The 20355-nt window shown below is 72.2% G+C and carries 18 protein-coding genes; 15 read left to right on the forward strand and 3 right to left on the reverse strand.

Annotated features, from left to right (window positions below; all coding sequences use genetic code 11):
• The 5 genes from AB4039_RS28905 to AB4039_RS28925 all read left to right on the forward strand — a co-directional run.
• Nucleotides 1-968: PucR family transcriptional regulator (locus tag AB4039_RS28905; protein WP_442272169.1), on the forward strand; the 968-nt coding region annotated here is incomplete at its 5' end.
• 40 nt (nucleotides 969-1008) lie between these two features.
• Nucleotides 1009-2043 carry an FUSC family protein gene (locus AB4039_RS28910; protein WP_442272170.1) on the forward strand — a complete coding sequence of 345 codons (1035 nt, stop codon included), beginning with the start codon at nucleotides 1009-1011 and terminating at the stop codon, nucleotides 2041-2043.
• Nucleotides 2044-2234: 191 nt separating this feature from the next.
• The gene (locus AB4039_RS28915; protein ID WP_030229495.1) at nucleotides 2235-3392 is read left to right on the forward strand and encodes an acyl-CoA dehydrogenase family protein; all 1158 of its coding nucleotides are present in this window, start codon (nucleotides 2235-2237) and stop codon (nucleotides 3390-3392) included.
• Between the two features lie 18 nt (nucleotides 3393-3410).
• Nucleotides 3411-4289, forward strand: a complete 879-nt coding sequence (locus AB4039_RS28920) for an acyl-CoA thioesterase (protein WP_266839142.1) — start codon at nucleotides 3411-3413, stop codon at nucleotides 4287-4289.
• Between the two features lie 62 nt (nucleotides 4290-4351).
• Nucleotides 4352-5332 carry a cation diffusion facilitator family transporter gene (locus AB4039_RS28925; RefSeq protein ID WP_442272171.1) on the forward strand — a complete coding sequence of 327 codons (981 nt, stop codon included), beginning with the start codon at nucleotides 4352-4354 and terminating at the stop codon, nucleotides 5330-5332.
• 20 nt (nucleotides 5333-5352) lie between these two features.
• On the opposite strand, the gene AB4039_RS28930 is transcribed toward AB4039_RS28925, so the two are convergent.
• On the reverse strand, nucleotides 5353-6156 hold the full coding sequence (locus tag AB4039_RS28930; RefSeq protein ID WP_266839144.1) for a phosphatase: 804 nt from the start codon (nucleotides 6154-6156) through the stop codon (nucleotides 5353-5355).
• Nucleotides 6157-6212: 56 nt separating this feature from the next.
• Nucleotides 6213-6791, reverse strand: a complete 579-nt coding sequence (locus tag AB4039_RS28935) for an SACE_7040 family transcriptional regulator (protein ID WP_266839146.1) — start codon at nucleotides 6789-6791, stop codon at nucleotides 6213-6215.
• A 100-nt stretch (nucleotides 6792-6891) separates the two neighbouring features.
• Between AB4039_RS28935 and AB4039_RS28940 the strand changes: the two genes are divergently transcribed.
• The 10 genes from AB4039_RS28940 (at nucleotide 6892) to AB4039_RS28985 (ending at nucleotide 20059) form a co-directional block, all read left to right on the forward strand.
• The gene (locus AB4039_RS28940; protein ID WP_266839147.1) at nucleotides 6892-8508 is read left to right on the forward strand and encodes a carboxyl transferase domain-containing protein; all 1617 of its coding nucleotides are present in this window, start codon (nucleotides 6892-6894) and stop codon (nucleotides 8506-8508) included.
• A 26-nt stretch (nucleotides 8509-8534) separates the two neighbouring features.
• Nucleotides 8535-10556 carry an ATP-binding protein gene (locus tag AB4039_RS28945; protein ID WP_266839149.1) on the forward strand — a complete coding sequence of 674 codons (2022 nt, stop codon included), beginning with the start codon at nucleotides 8535-8537 and terminating at the stop codon, nucleotides 10554-10556.
• An 11-nt stretch (nucleotides 10557-10567) separates the two neighbouring features.
• Complete coding sequence (locus AB4039_RS28950) at nucleotides 10568-11488, forward strand: hydroxymethylglutaryl-CoA lyase (RefSeq protein ID WP_266841639.1); 921 nt, start codon at nucleotides 10568-10570, stop codon at nucleotides 11486-11488.
• A gap of 8 nt (nucleotides 11489-11496) precedes the next feature.
• Nucleotides 11497-12657 carry an acyl-CoA dehydrogenase family protein gene (locus AB4039_RS28955; RefSeq protein WP_266841641.1) on the forward strand — a complete coding sequence of 387 codons (1161 nt, stop codon included), beginning with the start codon at nucleotides 11497-11499 and terminating at the stop codon, nucleotides 12655-12657.
• A gap of 147 nt (nucleotides 12658-12804) precedes the next feature.
• Nucleotides 12805-13857 carry an ABC transporter substrate-binding protein gene (locus tag AB4039_RS28960; protein ID WP_442272172.1) on the forward strand — a complete coding sequence of 351 codons (1053 nt, stop codon included), beginning with the start codon at nucleotides 12805-12807 and terminating at the stop codon, nucleotides 13855-13857.
• A 41-nt stretch (nucleotides 13858-13898) separates the two neighbouring features.
• On the forward strand, nucleotides 13899-14789 hold the full coding sequence (locus AB4039_RS28965) for a siderophore-interacting protein (RefSeq protein WP_266839151.1): 891 nt from the start codon (nucleotides 13899-13901) through the stop codon (nucleotides 14787-14789).
• Between the two features lie 138 nt (nucleotides 14790-14927).
• Nucleotides 14928-16421, forward strand: coding sequence for a pyridoxal phosphate-dependent decarboxylase family protein (locus AB4039_RS28970; protein WP_442272173.1), 1494 nt, complete (start codon nucleotides 14928-14930; stop codon nucleotides 16419-16421).
• Nucleotides 16405-17706, forward strand: a complete 1302-nt coding sequence (locus AB4039_RS28975; RefSeq protein WP_442272174.1) for a lysine N(6)-hydroxylase/L-ornithine N(5)-oxygenase family protein — start codon at nucleotides 16405-16407, stop codon at nucleotides 17704-17706. Before AB4039_RS28970 ends, AB4039_RS28975 begins: the two co-directional genes overlap by 17 nt.
• Nucleotides 17703-18281 (forward strand): GNAT family N-acetyltransferase, encoded by a 579-nt coding sequence (locus AB4039_RS28980; RefSeq protein ID WP_266839156.1) that lies wholly within the window; start codon nucleotides 17703-17705, stop codon nucleotides 18279-18281. The genes AB4039_RS28975 and AB4039_RS28980 overlap by 4 nt, the downstream gene beginning before the upstream one ends.
• On the forward strand, nucleotides 18278-20059 hold the full coding sequence (locus AB4039_RS28985; RefSeq protein ID WP_266839157.1) for an IucA/IucC family protein: 1782 nt from the start codon (nucleotides 18278-18280) through the stop codon (nucleotides 20057-20059). Before AB4039_RS28980 ends, AB4039_RS28985 begins: the two co-directional genes overlap by 4 nt.
• Before the next feature lie 55 nt (nucleotides 20060-20114).
• On the opposite strand, the gene AB4039_RS28990 is transcribed toward AB4039_RS28985, so the two are convergent.
• Nucleotides 20115-20351, reverse strand: coding sequence for a hypothetical protein (locus AB4039_RS28990; RefSeq protein ID WP_266839159.1), 237 nt, complete (start codon nucleotides 20349-20351; stop codon nucleotides 20115-20117).
• Between the last annotated feature and the right edge of the window lie 4 nt (nucleotides 20352-20355).

Here is a 20355-nt window from a genome sequence, read left to right on the forward strand (position 1 = left end):
GTGCCCGTACGGCCGGCCCGGCCGTCCCCGGCGGGGCGGCAGGTGGCGGGTTCCGGCCGTACGGGGCGACGGTGGAGGCCGGGGCGCCGCCGCGGGAGGACGTGCTCGGGGCGCTCGGGGCGCTGGCGGCGCGGGTGGCGGCCGGAGGTGTCGCGACGGCCACCGACACCCTGGACGGCACGCACCTGGCGGCGTACGCCGCGGGCGGCGGCCGGGCGCTCGTCCTCGCCACCCCGTCCCGCGCCCCCGGGGACCACACCATCGCCTCGGTCGCCGCCGTGCTGCTGACCCTGCTCACCGCGGGCCGGCCGGCGGGGGACGAGGCCGCCGCCCTGACCCGGCTCCTGCTGGACGGCGATCCGGCCGGGGCGCTCTCCCCGGGGCCCTGGTACGCCGTGCACGCCCGGGGCGGCGGGGACCCGCGGGCGCTGGCCGCCGCGCTGGGCACCGTACTGCTGGACCCGCGCGGGGACGGCGTACGGCTGCTGACCGACCGGGAGCCCGGCCCCCAGCCCGGCTGGCGGCTCGGGGTGAGCGCCCCCGCCGCACCCGCCGGGCTGGGCACGGCCGGGGCCCAGGCGCGCCGGGCACTGGAGCGCGCGGAGGCGGCCCGGACCCCGTTGGCCCGGCACGCCGAGCCCGGCCTCGCGGGTCTGGTCGGCGAGGCCGAGGCGCGGGCGCACGCCGAGGCCCTGCTCGGGCCCCTCTCCCCCGCCCTGCGGGACACCCTGCGGGGCTGGCTCGCCCACCACGGCAGCTGGGACCGCACCGCCGCCGCCCTCGGCGTCCACCGCAACACGGTCCGCCAGCGCATCGCCCGCGCCGCCGGGCTGCTGGGCGTCGACCTGGACGACCCCGACACCCGGATGGAACTGTGGTTCGCCCTGCGCTGGGAACCCGGGCCGAAGACCCCGGCCGAACCCCCCGCCGATCCCGCGGCCGAGCCCCCGCCCGGCGGGGACGGCTGACCGCCGGGCGGCCACCCCACCGCGCCCTACGATGTCCGGCATGCTCGACATGTTCCGGATGTCCGGGCCGGTGCGCGGCAGCGGCCACGGCTCCGGCGGGCGCCTCGCGCCGGCCGCCCGGCTGCTCGTGTGCGCCGCCCTCCCCTGGTACGCGTGCGTGTGGCTCGGTACGAGCACCGCCCCGGTGGCGGCCGCGCTGCCCGCCGCGCTGATCCTGCGCGGGGACGTGTTCGCGGCGCCCAGGCTGGCGCTGGAGCGCCTGGCCGGGGTGGCCGTCGGGGTCCTGCTGAGCGTGGCGGTCCTGCACCGGCTGCCCACGGGCCCGCTGTCGTTCCCGGTCCTCCTGGTGTGCGCCTGCGCCGGGATGTACCTGCTGCGCCACGGCGGCTCCCCCAACCAGCAGGTGCTCATCACCGCCCTGGTGATCTACTCCACGCCGGTGCCCGGGTACCCCCTGGCCCGGCTGGTGGAGAGCGCGGTCGGCATCGCCGTCGTGGCGCTCCTCGGCCCGCTGCTCTGGCCGCCGGACCCGTACCGGGAGACGGCGCGCGGCCTGGAGGAGTACCGCACCGGCCTCGCCGACCGCCTCGCACGGACCGYCGCCCGCGCCGCCGCGCCCGCTCCGGCCGGCGCCCCCTCCCCCGCCCCCGCGGCCGCCTTCGCGCTGTGGCACCGCCCGTACGAACTGTCCGCCGCGCTGGAGCACAGGACCGGGCGGCTGTTGCTGCTGTCGCCGCGGCGGGATGCGGCCGGGGACGCGGGCCCGCTGCGGCCCCGCCTGCGGCTGGCGGCGCGGACGGCCCCGGCCCTGCAGTTCCTCACCCGGGAGGTGGAGACCCGGCCCGCCGCCGACGACGCGTCGGCGCGCGCCATGGCCCCGCTGATCGAGGCGACCGGCCGGGCGCTGGACGAGGCCCTGCGGGGCGGTCCCTGCGCGGACCGGCTGCGCCTGGCCCGGGAGCTCGAAGCCGCGCACCGGGCCGCGCACCCCGGCGCGCGTGACGCCGTGCTGCGCGCCGGGATCCACCTCACCCAGCAGGTGCTGGCCGAGCACCTCGGCCCCGCCGCGGACTGAGCGCACCCGCCCGGCCGTCCCCCACGCCCCGTGCACGGCAGCGTGCTGCTCCTCACTCTGGACACGGAGAACAACCCGCCGGTAACTTAATCTGAGCAAGCGCTTAGGCGTTTACCATTCGAGCAACCACGACGGCGCACGACCACCCCCGCGGGAGCGGGCGGCGGTTCAGCCGCAGAGAGGGGCCGGCTGTGCGCCGTACCGTTTTCGACGAGGACCACGAGGCGTTCCGCGAGACCATCCGCGCCTTCATCGAGGCCGAGGTCGTCCCCGTCTACGACGAGTGGTTCCAGGCCGGCCAGGCCCCGCGCGACTTCTACTACAAGCTCGGCGAGCTGGGCGTCTTCGGGATCAACGTCCCCGAGGAGTTCGGCGGCGCGGGCCTGGACACCCACAAGTTCGAGGCCGTCCTGTACGAGGAGACCTCGCGCGCCGGCGTGAACTTCGGCGGCTCCGGCGTGCACGTGCTGCTCGCCCTGCCCTACATCAAGATGCTCGCCACCGACGAGCAGAAGAAGCGCTACCTGCCGAAGTTCGTCTCCGGCGAGGAGATGTGGGCCCTCGCGATGACCGAGCCGGGCACCGGCTCCGACGTCGCGGGCATGAAGACCACCGCCAAGCTCTCCGAGGACGGTACGCACTACGTCCTCAACGGCTCCAAGACCTTCATCACCGGTGGCGTCCACGCCGACCGCGTGATCGTCTGCGCCCGCACCTCCGCCCCGGGCGAGCAGGACCGCCGCTTCGGCATCTCCCTCTTCGCCGTGGACACCAAGTCCGAGGGCTACTCCATCGGCCGCAAGCTGGACAAGCTGGGCCTGCGCACCTCCGACACCGCCGAGCTGGCGTTCGTCGACGTGAAGGTGCCGGTCGAGGACCTGCTCGGCGAGGAGAACAAGGGCTTCTACTACCTCGGCGCGAACCTGCCCTCCGAGCGCTGGGGCATCGCCTTCGGCGCGTACGCGCAGGCCAAGGCCGCCGTCCGGTTCGCCCAGCAGTACGTGACCGACCGCACGGTCTTCGGCAAGCCGGTCGCGCACTTCCAGAACACCAAGTTCGAACTGGCCTCCTGCCAGGCCGAGGTGGACGCCGCCGAGGCGGTCGCCGACCGCGCCCTGGAGGCCCTGGACGCCGGCGAGCTGACCGCCGCCGAGGCCGCCTCCGCGAAGCTGTTCTGCACCGAGGTCGCGCACCGCGTCATCGACAAGTGCCTCCAGCTGCACGGCGGCTACGGCTACATGAACGAGTACCCGATCGCCCGCCTGTACGCCGACAACCGCGTGAACCGCATCTACGGCGGCACCAGCGAGGTCATGAAGTCGATCATCGCCAAGTCGATGGGCCTGTAAGGGACTTACCCTTCCCCCATGAACGAGGCACTGACGACGCTCCTCGATCTGCTCGACCTGGAGCGGATCGAGGAGAACATCTTCCGCGGTACCAGCCGTTCGGCGCTGGTACCGCGCGTCTTCGGCGGTCAGGTCGCGGCCCAGGCGCTGGTCGCGGCCGGGCGCACCGTCCCCGAGGACCGCACGGCGCACTCGCTGCACTCGTACTTCCTGCGCGCCGGGGACCCCGGCGCGCCCATCGTCTACTCCGTGGACCGGATCCGCGACGGGCGCTCCTTCACCACGCGCCGGGTCGTCGCCGTCCAGCACGGGCAGCCGATCTTCCACCTCTCGGCGTCGTTCCAGACGTACGAGGAGGGCCTCGACCACCAGGCCGTCATGCCCTGCGCCCCGGATCCGGAGACCCTGCCGACCGCGGAGGAGTCCCTGCCCGCGTACCGGGAGACCTTCCGGGACCCGGGCACGGTGGAGCGGCTGATCGACGCGCGGGCCGCCGTGGACCTGCGGTACGCGACGACCCCGCCGTGGGGCAGCGTCGGCGAGCCGGTCGAGCCCCGCTCCCAGGTGTGGTTCCGTACGGCCGGCAAGCTGGAGGGCGCCGATCCGCTCCTGCACACCTGCCTGGCCACGTACGTCTCGGACATGACCCTGCTGGACTCGGTGCTGCTCGCGCACGGCCGGGGCGGCTGGGCGGTCGGCGACGTGGTCGGCGCCTCGCTGGACCACGCCATGTGGTTCCACCGGCCCTTCCGTGCCGACGAGTGGCTCCTGTACGACCAGGAGTCCCCCTCGGCCGCGGCCGGCCGGGGCCTGGGCCAGGCCCGCATCTGGACCCAGGACGGCCGCCTCGCGGTGACCGTCATCCAGGAGGGCGTCGTCCGCGTACCGCGAGCCTGACGGATTCCGCGGGGCGGGTGTCACTGGGCACCCGGCCCGCGTCGCGGACATAACGTCACCCCATGCCCGAAGAATCCGAAAGCGTCGGCACCGTCGTCGTCGCCACCGTCACCAACCTCGGGATCGCGGTGGCCAAGGCGGTCGGCGGAGTCGTCAGCGGGTCCAGCGCGATGTTCGCCGAAGCCGCGCACTCGGTGGCCGACACGGTGACGGAGCTGCTGCTGCTGACCGCCCTCCAGCGCAGCGCCCGGCCGGCCGACGAGGCGCATCCGCTGGGGTACGGGCCCGAGCGCTACATCTGGGCGCTGCTCGCCTCGGTCGCGACCTTCGTCGGCGGCGCGGTCTTCGCGTTCTACGACGGCATCCACACCCTGGTCCACGGGGAGCAGCCGGGCGACCCGACGGTCTCGTACGCCATCCTCGCCGTCGCCTTCCTGCTGGAGGGCTACTCGCTGCTGGTGGCCTGGCGGCAGATGGCGGGGGAGGCGGAGCGGATGCGGGCGCCGCTGGTCCTGTACGTGAAGCACACCCCGGACACGGCGGTGAAGGCCGTCCTGCTGGAGAACGTGGCCGCGCTGATCGGGCTCGTACTGGCGGCGGGCGGCCTGCTGGGGGCGCAGCTGACGGGGTCCGGGGCGTACGACGGCGTGGCCTCGCTGCTGATCGGCGCCCTGCTGGTGGCGGTGGCCTGGGAGCTGGGGCGCTCGAACGCGCAGTACCTGATCGGGCGCCCGCTGCCCGCCCGGATGCGGGCGGAGGTCCGCGAGGAGCTGCTGACGGTGCCGCACATCGAGGGGGTGCTGGAGCTGACGACCCTGGTGCAGGGCCCGGACGAGGTGCTGATCGCCGCGAAGATCGACTTTCACGACCTGGCGTCGGCCCGCCAGGTGGAGGCGGCCTGCGAGGACGCCGAGGACCAGCTCCGCGAGCGCTTCCCGGCGATCCGCCGCGTCTACCTGGACCCGACGCCCTGGCCGGCGGCCGGGCCTGCGCCCGCGCCGCCTCCGGGCGGGACGGGCCCGGCCGGCCCGACCGGCCCCTGACCGGCCGGGCGGCGGCGGGGTCAGGCGGTGAGGCCCGCCGCCGCGAGGAGGTAGGCGACCATCGGGTCGTAGTAGCGGGGGTCGCGGACGTGGTCGTCCAGCGGGACCGCCACCTGGAGGGTGCCCTCCGCCTCGGCGAGGAAGAGCGCCGGGTCGTTGCAGTCCGCGTAGCCGACGGCATCGAGCCCGCGCTGCGCCGCGCAGCCCGCCCAGCCGTGGTCGGCGACGACCAGGTCCGGCTGCGGGCGGCCCTCCGCCGCGAGGCCGTCCAGGATCGCGGCCATCGGCGCCGGGGAGTGGGTGTGCCACAGCGTGGCCCCGCGCTCCAGCACGGCGATGTCCGCGAACTGCCACACCGACCCCTCGTCGGCGGTCAGCCCCTGCGGGATCCGGACGATCTCGCAGCCCGCGGCGCGCAGGGCGGCGGCGGTGGCGCGGTGGACGTCGAGCAGCCCGCCCGGGTGCCCGGTGGCCAGCAGCACGCGCTGGCGGTCGGACGCGGCCTTGCGCAGCCGGGCGGCCAGCCGGTCCAGGCCCGCGACCGTCAGCTCCGGGTCGATGGTGTCCTGGCCGTACCGGTGCTCGGGATCGTCGACGACCCCGCACCGCTCCGACATGACGGCCAGGACGTCCTGTTCGTCCGTCCAGCGGTCGCCGAGCTCCAGGCCCAGCCAGTAGTGGCGGTCGCCGTTGGCGAGCTTGCGGTAGTGGCTCAGGTTGTTCTCGCGCGGGGTGGCCACCTCCCCCGCGATCCGCGTACGGACGAGGTGTTCGACGAGTTCGGCGCGGCTGGGTACGGGCGTCTCTATCGGCATGTGGCCCATTCTGCCGTCGCTCGGCCGGAGCCGTCCGTTCCGCCTCGGCCGCCGGAACGTCCGCCTCACCCCGACAGCGCTCCGAAGGCGCCGTCGGCGAGCCTGCGCAGCAGCGACTCGGTCGCGTCCCGGCCGAGGACCGCCAGGTGCGGGGTGGAGTTCAGCAGCCCGAAGACCGCGTGCACGCAGACCCGTACCTCCGTCTCGCCGACCTGGGGGTGCAGCTCCCGCACGACGGCCACCCACAGTTCCACGTACTGGCGCTGGAGCTGGCGCACCAGCTTGCGGTCCGCCTCGCGCAGCCGGTCCAGCTCCCGGTCGTGGAGGGTGATCAGCGCCCGGTCGTCCAGCGCGAAGTCGATGTGGCCCTCGACGAGGGAGGTCAGCACCTCGCGCGGGTTCCCGCCGGCCTCCTCGACCCGCCGCCGCCCGCCCGTCAGCAGCCGCTCGCTGATGCCGACCAGCAGCTCGGCCAGCATGGCGTCCTTGCCGGCGAAGTGGCGGTACAGACCGGGGCCGCTGATGCCGACCGCGGCCCCTATCTCGTCCACGCCCACGCCGTGGAACCCGCGCTCCGCGAAGAGCCGAGCGGCCTCACGGAGGATCTGCTCGCGACGGGTGGGGGCGGCGGCTCTGGTGCTCATGGGAATCCATTCTAGACAGGGCCGTTAGCGCTCGTTAACCTGGGCGCATACGCGTTAACGGTCATTAACAAAGCGTGCACCGAGCAAGGGAGCTCGACCGATGCAGCAGGCACCAGTGCTGACGAGCGCCGCGGACCCGGCGTCCGAGGCCTGGCGGACCAATGAGGCCGCCCACCGCGAGCTCGCCGAGGGCCTGCGCGCCCGGCTCGACGCGGCCCGGCTCGGCGGCGGGGAGAAGGCCCGCGCCCGCCACACCGCCCGCGGGAAGCTGCTTCCCCGCGACCGCGTGGACGCCCTCCTGGACCCCGGGTCCCCCTTCCTGGAGCTGGCCCCGCTGGCCGCCGAGGGGATGTACGGGGGCGCGGCGCCGGCCGCGGGCGTGATCGCGGGCATCGGCCGGGTCAGCGGGCGCGAGTGCGTCATCGTCGCCAACGACGCCACCGTCAAGGGCGGCACGTACTACCCGATGACCGTCAAGAAGCACCTGCGGGCCCAGGAAGTGGCCCTGGAGAATCGTCTCCCCTGCCTCTACCTGGTCGACTCCGGCGGCGCCTTCCTGCCCATGCAGGACGAGGTCTTCCCCGACCGCGAGCACTTCGGCCGCATCTTCTACAACCAGGCCCGGATGTCGGGGGCCGGCATCCCGCAGATCGCCGCCGTCCTCGGCTCCTGCACGGCGGGCGGCGCGTACGTCCCCGCGATGAGCGACGAGGCCGTCATCGTGCGCGGCCAGGGCACGATCTTCCTCGGCGGTCCGCCGCTGGTGAAGGCCGCCACCGGCGAGGTCGTCACGGCCGAGGAACTGGGCGGCGGCGAGGTCCACTCCCGCGTCTCGGGAGTGACCGACCACCTCGCCGAGGACGACGCGCACGCGCTGCGGATCGTACGGAACATCGTGGCGACCCTGCCCGACCGCGGGGCCCTGCCCTGGTCGGTCGAGGCGCCCGAGGAGCCCAAGGTCGACCCGTCCGGGCTCTACGGCGCGGTCCCCGTCGACTCCCGGACCCCCTACGACGCCCGCGAGGTCATCTCCCGGATCGTCGACGGCTCCCGCTTCCAGGAGTTCAAGTCCGAGTTCGGCCAGACCCTGGTCACCGGCTTCGCCCGGATCCACGGCCACCCGGTCGGGATCATCGCCAACAACGGCATCCTCTTCTCCGAGTCCGCGCAGAAGGGCGCCCACTTCATCGAGCTGTGCGACCAGCGCGGCATCCCCCTCCTCTTCCTCCAGAACATCTCCGGTTTCATGGTCGGCCGGGACTACGAGGCGGGGGGCATCGCCAAGCACGGCGCCAAGATGGTCACGGCCGTGGCCTGCGCCCGGGTCCCCAAGCTCACGGTCGTCGTCGGCGGCAGCTACGGCGCGGGCAACTACTCGATGTGCGGACGGGCCTACAGCCCCCGCTTCCTGTGGATGTGGCCCAACGCCAAGATCTCCGTGATGGGCGGGGAGCAGGCCGCCTCCGTCCTGGCCACGGTCAAGCGCGACCAGATCGAGGGGGCGGGCCAGGAGTGGCCCGCCGAGGACGAAGAGGCCTTCAAGGCCCCGGTCCGCGCCCAGTACGAGGAACAGGGCAACGCCTACTACGCCACCGCCCGGCTGTGGGACGACGGGGTCATCGACCCGATGGAGACCCGGCAGGTGCTGGGACTGGCCCTGACCGCGTGCGCGAACGCCCCGCTGGGCGACCCCGCTTTCGGCATCTTCCGTATGTGACGTGATGTGACGTGAGGACCTCTTCGATGTTCAGCACTGTTCTGGTCGCGAACCGGGGCGAGATCGCGGTACGGGTCATCCGCACGCTGCGGCAGCTCGGGATCCGCTCCGTGGCCGTCTTCAGCGACGCCGACGCGGACGCCCGGCACGTACGGGAGGCCGACACGGCCGTGCGGATCGGCCCGGCGGCCGCCGCCGAGAGCTACCTGTCGGTGGAGCGGCTCCTGGACGCCGCCCGCCGCACCGGCGCCGAGGCCGTCCACCCCGGCTACGGCTTCCTCGCGGAGAACGCCGGCTTCGCCCGGGCCTGCGCCGACGCCGGGCTGGCCTTCATCGGCCCGCCCGCGAGCGCCATCTCCCTGATGGGCGACAAGATCCGGGCCAAGGAGACGGTGAAGGCGGCGGGCGTGCCCGTGGTCCCCGGCTCCTCCGGAAGCGGTCTCAGCGACGCCGAGCTGGTCTCCGCGGCCGAGGCCATCGGCATGCCCGTCCTGCTGAAGCCCTCCGCGGGCGGCGGCGGCAAGGGCATGCGGCTGGTCCGCGACGCGGCCGTGCTGGCCGAGGAGATCGCGGCCGCCCGCCGCGAGGCGAAGTCCTCCTTCGGCGACGACACCCTGCTCGTGGAGCGGTGGGTCGACCGGCCCCGGCACATCGAGATCCAGGTGCTGGCCGACGCGCACGGCAACGTGGTCCACCTCGGCGAGCGCGAGTGCTCCCTCCAGCGGCGCCACCAGAAGGTCATCGAGGAGGCGCCCTCGGTCCTGCTCGACGAGGAGGTCCGCGCGGCGATGGGCGCGGCGGCCGTGGAGGCGGCCCGCAGCTGCGGGTACGTCGGCGCGGGCACCGTGGAGTTCATCGTGCCGGGCGGGGACCCGTCCTCGTACTACTTCATGGAGATGAACACCCGCCTCCAGGTCGAGCACCCGGTGACCGAGCTGATCACGGGCCTGGACCTGGTGGAGCAGCAGCTGCGGGTGGCGGCGGGGGCTCCCCTCGGATTCGGGCAGGCGGACGTGCGGCTGACCGGCCACGCCATCGAGGCCCGCGTCTGCGCCGAGGACCCGGCCCGCGGCTTCCTGCCGTCCGGCGGTACGGTCCTGGCCCTGTCGGAGCCGGAGGGCGGGGCGGTGCGCACCGACTCCGGGCTGACGGCCGGCGTGGACACCGGCTCCACGTACGACCCGATGCTGTCGAAGGTCATCGCGTACGGACCCGACCGGGCCTCGGCCCTGCGCTCCCTGCGGGCGGCCCTGGCCGACACCGTGATCCTGGGCGTCCAGACCAACACGGGCTTCCTGCGCAGGCTCCTGGCCCACCCGGACGTGGTCAGCGGGGACCTGGACACGGGTCTGGTGGAACGCGACCTCCAGGCCCTGCTCCCGGAGGGGGTCCCGGCCGAGGTGTACGCGGCGGCCGCGCTGCTGGCGGCGGCCCGGCCCGCCCGGACGCGGGGCTGGGCCGACCCGTTCGACGCCGCCGACGGCTGGCGCCTGGGCGGGACCCCGGCGTGGACGGTGCACCACTTCCGCCTCCCCGGCCGGGACCCGGTGGAGGTCCGCACCCGCCCGTCCGGCCCCGGTACGGAGCTGCTGCTCGCCCCGGACGGCGACGGCGTCGCCACCTCCGCCGCGGGCCGGATCGTGGCCCGCACCGGCGACCTCGTCACCGTCGAACTGGACGGCGTCACGCACCGGTTCAGCCACGCCGCCTCCACGGAGGGGACCTGGCTCGGCCGCGACGGCGACGCCTGGCACGTGCAGCGGCACGACCCCGTCGCCGCCCTGCTCGGCGGGGCCGGCCGGACCGGCGCCGACACCCTCGCCGCGCCGATGCCCGGCACCGTCACCGTCGTCAAGGTGGCCGTCGGGGACAAGGTGGCGGCGGGCCAGAGCCTGCTGGTCGTCGAGGCGATGAAGATGGAGCACGTCATCTCCGCCCCGCACGCCGGCACCGTCACCGAACTCGACGTCACCCCGGGCACCACCGTCGCCATGGACCAGGTCCTGGCCGTCGTCACCCCGGACGAGGAAGAGGAGGGAGACCGGTGAACGGACTGCCCATGACCGTCCCGGCCCCCGGGCTGCCGGCCCGGGTCCGCATCCACGAGGTCGGCGCCCGCGACGGACTGCAGAACGAGAAGACGGCCGTACCCACCGCCGTCAAGGCCGAGTTCGTCCACCGCCTCGCCGCCGCCGGTCTGACGACCGTCGAGGCGACCAGCTTCGTGCACCCCAAGTGGGTTCCCCAGCTGGCCGATGCCGAGGAGCTGTTCCCGCAGCTCCAGGACCTGGCCGGGGTGCACCTGCCCGTCCTCGTCCCCAACGAGCGCGGCCTCGACCGCGCGCTGGCGCTGGGCGCGGACCGCATCGCCGTGTTCGGCTCGGCCACCGAGACCTTCGCGTCCCGCAACCTGAACCGGACCGTCGCCGAGTCCCTCGCCATGTTCGAGCCCGTCGTGGCCCGCGCCAAGGAGGGCGGGGCGCACGTGCGCGGCTACCTCTCCATGTGCTTCGGCGACCCCTGGGAGGGCCCGGTCCCGGTCCAGCAGGTGGTCCGGGTCGCCAAGGCCCTGCTCGACCTCGGCTGCGACGAGCTCAGCCTCGGCGACACCATCGGCGTCGCCACCCCGGGCCATGTCCGCAGCCTCCTCGGCGAGCTCAACGAGGAGGGCGTGCCGACCGACCGGATCGGCGTGCACTTCCACGACACCTACGGTCAGGCGCTGTCCAACACCCTCGCCGCGCTCCAGCACGGAGTGACCACCGTCGACGCCTCCGCGGGCGGCCTCGGCGGCTGCCCGTACGCGAAGAGCGCCACCGGCAACCTCGCCACCGAGGACCTGGTGTGGATGCTCGACGGCCTCGGCATCGAGACCGGGGTCGACCTGGCCGCCCTCACCGCCACGAGCGTGTGGATGGCCGAACAGCTGGGCCGTCCCAGCCCCTCCCGTACCGTCCGCGCCCTCTCCCACAAGGAGTAATGAAGATCATGGCCCTCGACCACCGGCTCACCCCCGAGCACGAGGAACTCCGGCGCACCGTCGAGGCGTTCGCCCACGACGTCATCGCCCCGAAGATCGGCGACCTGTACGAGCGCCACGAGTTCCCGTACGAGATCGTCCGCGAGATGGGCCGCATGGGCCTGTTCGGCCTGCCCTTCCCGGAGGAGTACGGCGGCATGGGCGGCGACTACCTCGCCCTCGGCATCGCCCTGGAGGAGCTGGCCCGTGTCGACTCCTCGGTCGCCATCACCCTGGAGGCGGGCGTCTCGCTGGGCGCCATGCCGCTCTACCTCTTCGGCTCCGAGGAGCAGAAGCGGCAGTGGCTGCCGAAGATGTGCTCCGGGGAGGTCCTGGGCGCGTTCGGCCTGACCGAGCCCGGCGCGGGCAGCGACGCCGGCGGCACCCGCACCACCGCCGTCAAGGACGGCGACGAGTGGGTCATCAACGGCTCGAAGTGCTTCATCACCAACTCCGGTACGGACATCACCGGTCTGGTGACCGTCACCGCCGTGACCGGGCGCAAGGCGGACGGGCGTCCGGAGATCTCCTCGATCATCGTCCCGTCGGGCACCCCCGGGTTCACGGTCGCCGCGCCCTACTCCAAGGTCGGCTGGAACTCCTCGGACACCCGCGAGCTGTCCTTCGCCGACGTCCGGGTCCCGCTGGCCAACCTCGTCGGCGACGAGGGCCGCGGATACGCCCAGTTCCTGCGGATCCTGGACGAGGGCCGCATCGCCATCTCGGCGCTCGCCACCGGCCTCGCGCAGGGCTGCGTGGACGAGTCGGTCAAGTACGCGAAGGAACGGCACGCCTTCGGCAAGGCGATCGGCGACAACCAGGCCATCCAGTTCAAGCTGGCGGACATGGAGATGCGCGCGCACATGGCCCGCATCGGCTGGCGCGACGCGGCCTCCCGCCTGGTGGCCGGGGAGCCGTTCAAGAAGGAGGCGGCGATCGCGAAGCTGTACTCCTCGACCGTGGCCGTGGACAACGCCCGTGACGCCACGCAGATCCACGGTGGCTACGGCTTCATGAACGAGTACCCCGTGGCCCGCATGTGGCGGGACTCCAAGATCCTGGAGATCGGCGAAGGCACGAGCGAGGTGCAGCGCATGCTCATCGCCCGCGAGCTGGGCTTCGCCGGCTGACGGACCCCCGCGACGCGCGGGGAGCGACAAGGGGACCCGAGAAAATAAGGGTCCCCTTACTGCTTTCGGCCAAGGTTAGGCTAACCTTCCCCCGAACGGTCACACCCCCGTTGGCCGCCCCCTGCGCGCACGAAAGCGGACATCGACATGCCCAAGCCCGGAACCTCCTTCCTCTCCCGTCGCGGACTCGTCGCGGCGGGCGGCGCCCTCGGCCTCGTCGCGGCGCTCAGCGCCTGCGGCGGCAACACCGGCACGGCGAAGGACGGCGCGGGCGACAAGGGCGGGGCCGCCGCGGCGGCTTCCGGTCCCTGGACGTTCAAGGACGACCTCGGCAAGGACGTCAGCACCAAGTCCACGCCGAAGAACATCGTCGCCTTCACCGGCACGGCCGCCGCCCTCTACGACTACGGCGTCCAGGTCAAGGGCGTGTTCGGCCCGACCAAGCTCGCCGACGGCAAGCCGGACCCGCAGGCCGGCTCCATGGACGTCTCCAAGGTCGAGATCCTGGGCAACGTCTACGACGAGTTCAACGTCGAGAAGTACGCGGCCCTGCGGCCCGACGTGCTGCTGACCAACACCTGGGACGGGTCGTACTGGTACGTCCCCGAGGCCTCCAAGGACAAGATCCTGAAGCTGGCCCCGGCCGCCGCGATCGCCACGGGCAGCGACGCCTCGATGGACAAGGCCCTCGCCCGCACGGCGGAGCTCGCCCAGTCCCTCGGCGCCGACCCGAAGAACCAGAAGACCGTCGACGCCAAGGCCCGCTTCGAGGCCGCCGCCGCCAAGGTCCGCGAGGCCACCAAGGCCAACCCGGGCATCAAGGTGCTCGTCGGCTCGGGCGACCCGGACCACCTCTACGTCTCCACCCCGAAGACCTCGGCCGACCTGAAGTACTTCGAGTCCCTCGGCGTGGAGTTCGTGACCCCGGACAACCTCGACAAGGGCAGCGTCTTCTTCGAGAGCCTGAGCTGGGAGAACGCCGGCAAGTACAAGGCCGACGTCGTCCTGCTCGACAACCGCACCGGCACCCTGCAGAACGAGCAGCTGACGAAGGAGAAGCCCACCTGGGCCGCGCTGCCCGCCGTCAAGGCCGGCCAGACCGCCCCGCGCGTGACGGAGCCGATCTACTCGTACGACAAGTGCGCGCAGATCCTGGAAGACCTCGCGAAGACCGTCCAGAACGCCAAGAAGGTCAGCTGACCACCGCCACGACGGCGAAAATCCCAGGGGGGATCCTCCGCATGACCGCCACCGAACCGGCCGCGCACTTCGGCTTCTTCACGCTCGAAGTCCTGCGCACGCGGCGCCTCGGCCACTCGTTCCTGCGCGTCACCTTCGGCGGGGAGTCCCTCGCCGGCTTCCGGTCGGGGGGCTTCGACCAGAGCCTCTCGCTCTTCCTGCCGCCCGAGCACCGCGAGCACACCGAACTCCCCTCCACCGCCGAGGACACCTGGTTCGCCCAATGGCGGGGGATGCCGGAGCAGGAGCGGCCCGTGATGCGCTCGTACACCGTGCGCGAGCAGCGGCGCACGCCCGGCGGCGCGGACGAGGTCGACATCGACTTCGTCCTGCACGGGGACTCCTCCCCGGCCTCCCGCTGGGCCGGCAAGGCGGTGACCGGCCGCCGGATCATGGCGATCGGCCCGGCCGTCGCGGAGAACAAGTCCGTGCGCTTCCAGCCCCCGGCGGGCACCGACGCGGTACTGATGTACGCGGACGAGACGGCCTTGCCTGCCGCCGCGGCGATCCTGGACCGGCTCCCCGCCGGAACCAGGGTGAAGGCCTGGTTCGAGGTCCCGCACGAGGACGACCGGATCGCCCTGCCGGCCCCGCCGGAGGCTGACGTCACCTGGATCGTGCGCGAGAAGGGGGCCGGCCGGGAGCGGACCGAGGCGGTGGTGGAGCGGGTGCGGGCGAGCGCGCTGCCCGCCGCCGAGGCCCCGTACGCCTGGATCGCGGGCGAGGCCGGCACCATCCGCGCGGTACGCCGCCACCTGGTGCGGGAACGTTCCATCGACCGGCGCGCGGTGCGCTTCACCGGCTACTGGCGCCTCGGCGCGAGCGAGGAGCAGCTGCTCGCCGAGGCGTACGCGGGCAAGGCCGCGAGCGAGGACCCCGCGTCCGAGCTGTAGCAACACGCGCGCCACGCGCGGCATTTGGGAGGAGGGCCCCGGCGACTGCCGGGGCCCTCCTCTATTTGGCCGAATGATTAGGTTAGGCTAACCTAATCATTACACCACCCGCTTCTCCCCCTGCCCGGAGGAAAGTTGATGCGCTCGCATCTGCTGAACGAGACGACCGCGGACCTCTACCGGCGCTCCGTCACCGAGGGCGTCGACCGCGTCGCCGCCAAACTCGCGACCACGGAACGACCCCACACCGGCATATCCGTCGACGAGCTCGCCCCGGTCATCGCCTCGATCGACCTCGACACCCCGCTGGCCGACACCGCGGCCGCACTCGACGAGCTCGAAGGCGTCTACCTCCGTGACGCGGTCTACTTCCACCACCCCCGCTACCTGGGCCACCTCAACTGCCCGGTGGTCATCCCCGCGGTGGTCGGCGAAGCGGTCCTCTCGGCCGTCAACTCCTCGCTCGACACCTGGGACCAGTCCATCGGCGGCACGCTCATCGAGCGCCGCCTGATCGACTGGACCGCCCGTCGCATCGGCCTCGGCGAGGGCGCCGACGGCATCTTCACCTCCGGCGGCAGCCAGTCGAACTTCCACGCGCTACTCCTGGCCCGCGACGAGGCCTGCCGCATCGTCATGAAGCGCGCCCTGGACCGGGGCGTCGAGCTCACCAAGGCCGAACTGCTGCCCAGGCTGCGCGTCTTCACCTCCGAGGCCAGCCACTTCAGCGTCCAGAAGTCGGCCGCCATGCTCGGCCTCGGCTACGAGGCGGTCATCTCCGTCCCGGTCGACCGCAACCGCCGCATGGACACCTCCGTGCTGGCCCTGGAGCTGGAGAACTGCGCCGCCGAGGGCCTCTTCCCGATGGCCGTCGTCGCCACCGCCGGCACCACCGACTTCGGGTCCATCGACCCGCTCCCCGAGATCGCCCGCCTGGCCTCCGAGCACTCCGCGTGGATGCACGTGGACGCCGCCTACGGCTGCGGACTGCTGGTCTCCCCCACCCGCCGGCACCTCCTCGACGGCATCGAGCACGCCGACTCGGTCACGGTCGACTACCACAAGTCCTTCTTCCAGCCGGTGAGTTCCAGCGCGATGCTGGTCCGCGACCGCGACACCCTCAAGCACGCCACGTACCACGCGGACTACCTCAACCCGCGCCGGATGGCCGAGGAGCGGATCCCGAACCAGGTCGACAAGTCGATCCAGACCACGCGCCGTTTCGACGCCCTCAAGCTCTGGATGACCCTGCGCGTCATGGGCGCCGACGGCCTCGGCTCGCTCTTCGACGAGGTCATCGACCTGGCCGCCGCCGGCTACGAGGTCATCGAGGCCGACCCGCGCTTCGAGGTCGTCGTCCGCCCGCAGATCTCCACCCTGGTCTTCCGCTACGTCCCCACCGGCGGCGAGTACCGCGCGGACCTCCTCGACGAGGCCCAGCTGCACGCCCGCAAGGCCCTGTTCGCCTCCGGCGAGGCCGTCGTGGCCGGCACCAGGGTGGACGGCCGCCAGTACCTGAAGTTCACCCTCCTCAACCCGCAGACCACGACGTCCGACATCGCGGCCGTCCTCGACCTCCTCGCCGCACAYGCCGAGCAGTTCCTGGGAGAATCCCTTGCCGTCCACCGTTAGGCCCCACGACTTCATCGGCATCGGCCTCGGCCCCTTCAACCTGGGACTCGCCTGCCTGACCGCGCCGATCGACGAGCTCGACGGCCTCTTCATCGAGTCGAAGCCGCACTTCGAGTGGCACGCCGGCATGTTCCTCGACGGTGCGCACCTGCAGACGCCGTTCATGTCGGACCTGGTCACCCTCGCCGACCCGACCTCGCCCTTCTCCTTCCTGAACTACCTGAAGGACAAGGACCGGCTGTACTCCTTCTACATCCGGGAGAACTTCTACCCGCTGCGCGCCGAGTACAACGACTACTGCCGCTGGGCCGCCGACCGGCTCGACAACGTCCTGTACTCCACCTCGGTCACCGAGGTCACCTACGACGGGGCCGCCGGCCTCTACGAGGTCCACACGGACAAGGGCGAGACCCACCTCGCCCGCCGCCTGGTCCTGGGCACCGGCACCTCGCCCCACGTCCCGCGGGCCTGCGCGGACCTCGGCGGCGACTTCCTGCACAACTCGGCCTACATGCGGAACAAGGCGGAGCTGCAGAAGAAGAAGTCGATCACCCTGATCGGCTCCGGCCAGAGCGCGGCCGAGATCTACCACGACCTCCTCGCGGAGATCGACTCGTACGGCTACCAGCTGAACTGGGTCACCCGCTCCCCGCGCTTCTTCCCCCTCGAATACACCAAGCTGACGCTGGAGATGACCTCCCCGGAGTACGTGGACTACTTCCACGCCCTCCCGGAGGACACCCGCTACCGCCTGGAGACACAGCAGAAGAACCTCTTCAAGGGCATCGACGGCGACCTGATCAACGAGATCTTCGACCTGCTCTACCAGAAGAAGATCGGCATGCCGGGCCCCGTCCCGACCACCCTGCTGACCAACACCTCCCTGAACAGCACGGCGTACGACACCACCACGGGCACCTACACCCTGGGGCTGCGCCAGGAGGAGCAGGAGCGGGACTTCTCCCTCTCCACCGAGGGCCTGGTGCTCGCCACCGGCTACAAGTACGTCGTACCCGGATTCCTGGACCCGGTCCGCGACCGCCTGAACTTCGACGGCCACGGCCGCCTCGACGCGGGCCGCAACTACAGCGTGGACACGACCGGACGGGGCGTCTACCTCCAGAACGGCACGACCCACAACCACTCCATCACCTCGCCCGACCTGGGCATGGCCGCGTACCGCAACGCGTACATCGTCGGTGAGCTGCTCGGCCGCGAGTACTACAAGGTCGAGAAGTCCATCGCGTTCCAGCAGTTCGCGGCCCCGGAAGGCACGCACGCATGAGCACCACCACCGAGATCCTCTTCACCCGCACCGACTCCGTCCTCGGGACCTTCGCGATCCGTCCCCTGGACCCGTTCGCCGACGCGGAGCTGCTGCACGGCTGGGTCACCGACCCCAAGGCCGCGTTCTGGATGATGCAGGACGCCACGCTCACCGAGGTGGAGCGAGAGTACGTGCGCATCACCACGCACGAGCACCACCAGGCCTTCATCGGCCTGCACGAGGGCCGGCCCGCCTTCCTCATGGAGAGCTACGACCCGGCGCACCTGGAGCTGGTCGGCCTGTACGACGCCGAGCCCGGCGACGTCGGCATGCACTTCCTCGTCGCCCCGACCGACACCCCGGTCAGCGGCTTCACCCGTGCCGTGATCACCACGGTGATGGCCTCGCTCTTCGCCGACCCGGCGAACCTCCGCGTCGTCGTCGAGCCGGACGTCCGCAACAAGGCCGTCCACGCCCTCAACGAGGCGGTCGGCTTCGTCCCCGAGCGCGAGGTCGTCAAGCCGGAGAAGACCGCCCTGCTCAGCTTCTGCACCCGCGAGCAGTTCGAGGCCACCCGGCAGGAGTCGATATGAGCCTCTCCGACGCCATCTCCCACCTCTCCCCCGAGCTGTGGGCCCGCGCGAACCGCGCCCTGGTCCGCAAGGCACTCGCCGAGTTCTCCCACGAGCGCCTGCTGACCCCGAAGCTGCTGGACTCGGGCCTGTACTCGGTCCTCAGCGACGACGCCACCGTCGAGTACCGCTTCGCCGCGACCCTCCACGCGCTGGACCACTGGTCGGTGGACGAGGCCTCCATCACCCGCCACCGCGACGGCGGACCGGCCGACCTGGACGCCCTCGACTTCCACATCGAGCTCCGCCGGACCCTGGGTCTGAGCGCGGAGGTCCTCCCCGTCTACCTGGAGGAGATCTCCTCCACCCTGGCGGGCTCGGGCTTCAAGTACACGAAGCCGCAGGTCTCCTCCGCCGTCCTCGCGAAGTCCTCCTTCCAGGACATCGAGACCGGCATGACCGAGGGCCACCCCTGCTTCGTCGCCAACAACGGCCGTCTCGGCTTCGGCGTGCACGAGTACCTCTCGTACGCCCCGGAGACCGCGAGTCCGGTCCACCTGGTGTGGGTCGCCGCCCGCAGGGACGTCTCCACCTTCACGGCGGGCGCGGGCCTGGACCACGACGCCTTCGTCCGCGAGGAGCTCGGCGAGGACGCCCTCACGCTCTTCGCGGCGAAAATGGCCTCCCTCGGCCTGGACCTCGCGGACTACCACCTGCTGCCCGTCCACCCCTGGCAGTGGTGGAACAAGACCACGGTCACCTTCGCCGCCGAAATTGCCAACCGCCGCCTGGTCCTGCTGGGCGAGGGCTCCGACGCCTACCTCGCGCAGCAGTCGATCCGCACCTTCTTCAACACCACGACCCCCACGAAGCACTACGTGAAGACCGCCATCTCGGTCCTCAACATGGGCTTCATGCGCGGCCTTTCGGCGGCGTACATGGAGGCCACCCCGGCCATCAACGACTGGCTGCACCAGCTGATCGAGAACGACGAGGTCCTGCGGTCGGTCGACTTCTCGATCATCCGCGAGCGCGCGGCGATCGGCTACCACCACCGCCAGTACGAGCGCGCGACGGACCGCTACTCCCCGTACCGCAAGATGCTCGCCGCGCTGTGGCGCGAGTCCCCGGTGAACTTCGTCCGGGGCGAAGAGCGCCTGGCGACGATGGCCTCCCTCCTGCACGTGGACGCGGACGGCAAGTCCTTCGTCGGCGCCCTGATCGAGGAGTCGGGCCTCACCCCGGCCGAGTGGCTGGCCTCCTACCTCCGGGCCTACCTCGTCCCCCTCCTCCACTGCTTCTACCAGTACGACCTCGCCTACATGCCGCACGGCGAGAACACGATCCTCGTCATCGAGGGCGGCGTGGTGAAGCGGGCGATCTTCAAGGACATCGCCGAGGAGATCGTGGTCATGGACCCGGACGCGGTCCTGCCGCCCGCGGTCGAGCGGGTCCGGGCGGACATCCCGGAGGACATGAAGCTGCTGTCGGTCTTCACGGACGTCTTCGACTGCTTCTTCCGCTTCCTCGGCCCGATCCTCGCCACCGAGGGCATCTGCGAGGAGGACACCTTCTGGAAGGCCGTGGCCGACTGCGCCCACGCCTACCAGGACTCGGTCCCGGCCCTCGCGGACCGCTTCGAGCGCTACGACCTCTTCGCGCCGGAGTTCCAGCTGTCCTGCCTCAACCGCCTTCAGTTGCGCAACAACAGGCAGATGGTCGACCTCGCCGACCCGTCGGCAGCCCTGCAGCTGATCGGCACCCTCAAGAACCCCGTCGCGCCCTTCGCCCGGCGCTGACGGCCCCGGGCCGGGCACTCCCCGAACACGGTCCCTTCGGGGAGTGCCCGGTCGCCTACGGGGTCGGGAACACCTCCGGCCCGAACCGCACCGGATCGTGCCAGGGCTGCGTCCCCACGACCCAGGCGACGTTCAGGAACCCCTGCCTGTCCACGGCGAGCGCGGTCAACAGGTCGCTCTGCTGGTTCGCCATCGCGACGGATTCCCCGGGCGGGAAGACGGCCGGCCCGAAGCGGACGGGATCGTGCCAGGGCTGCGTCCCGACCACCCACGCCACCTGCAGGAACCCCACGGCG

The sequence above is a fragment of the Streptomyces sp. M-16 genome, from assembly GCF_052114405.1.
Lineage (GTDB): Bacteria > Actinomycetota > Actinomycetes > Streptomycetales > Streptomycetaceae > Streptomyces.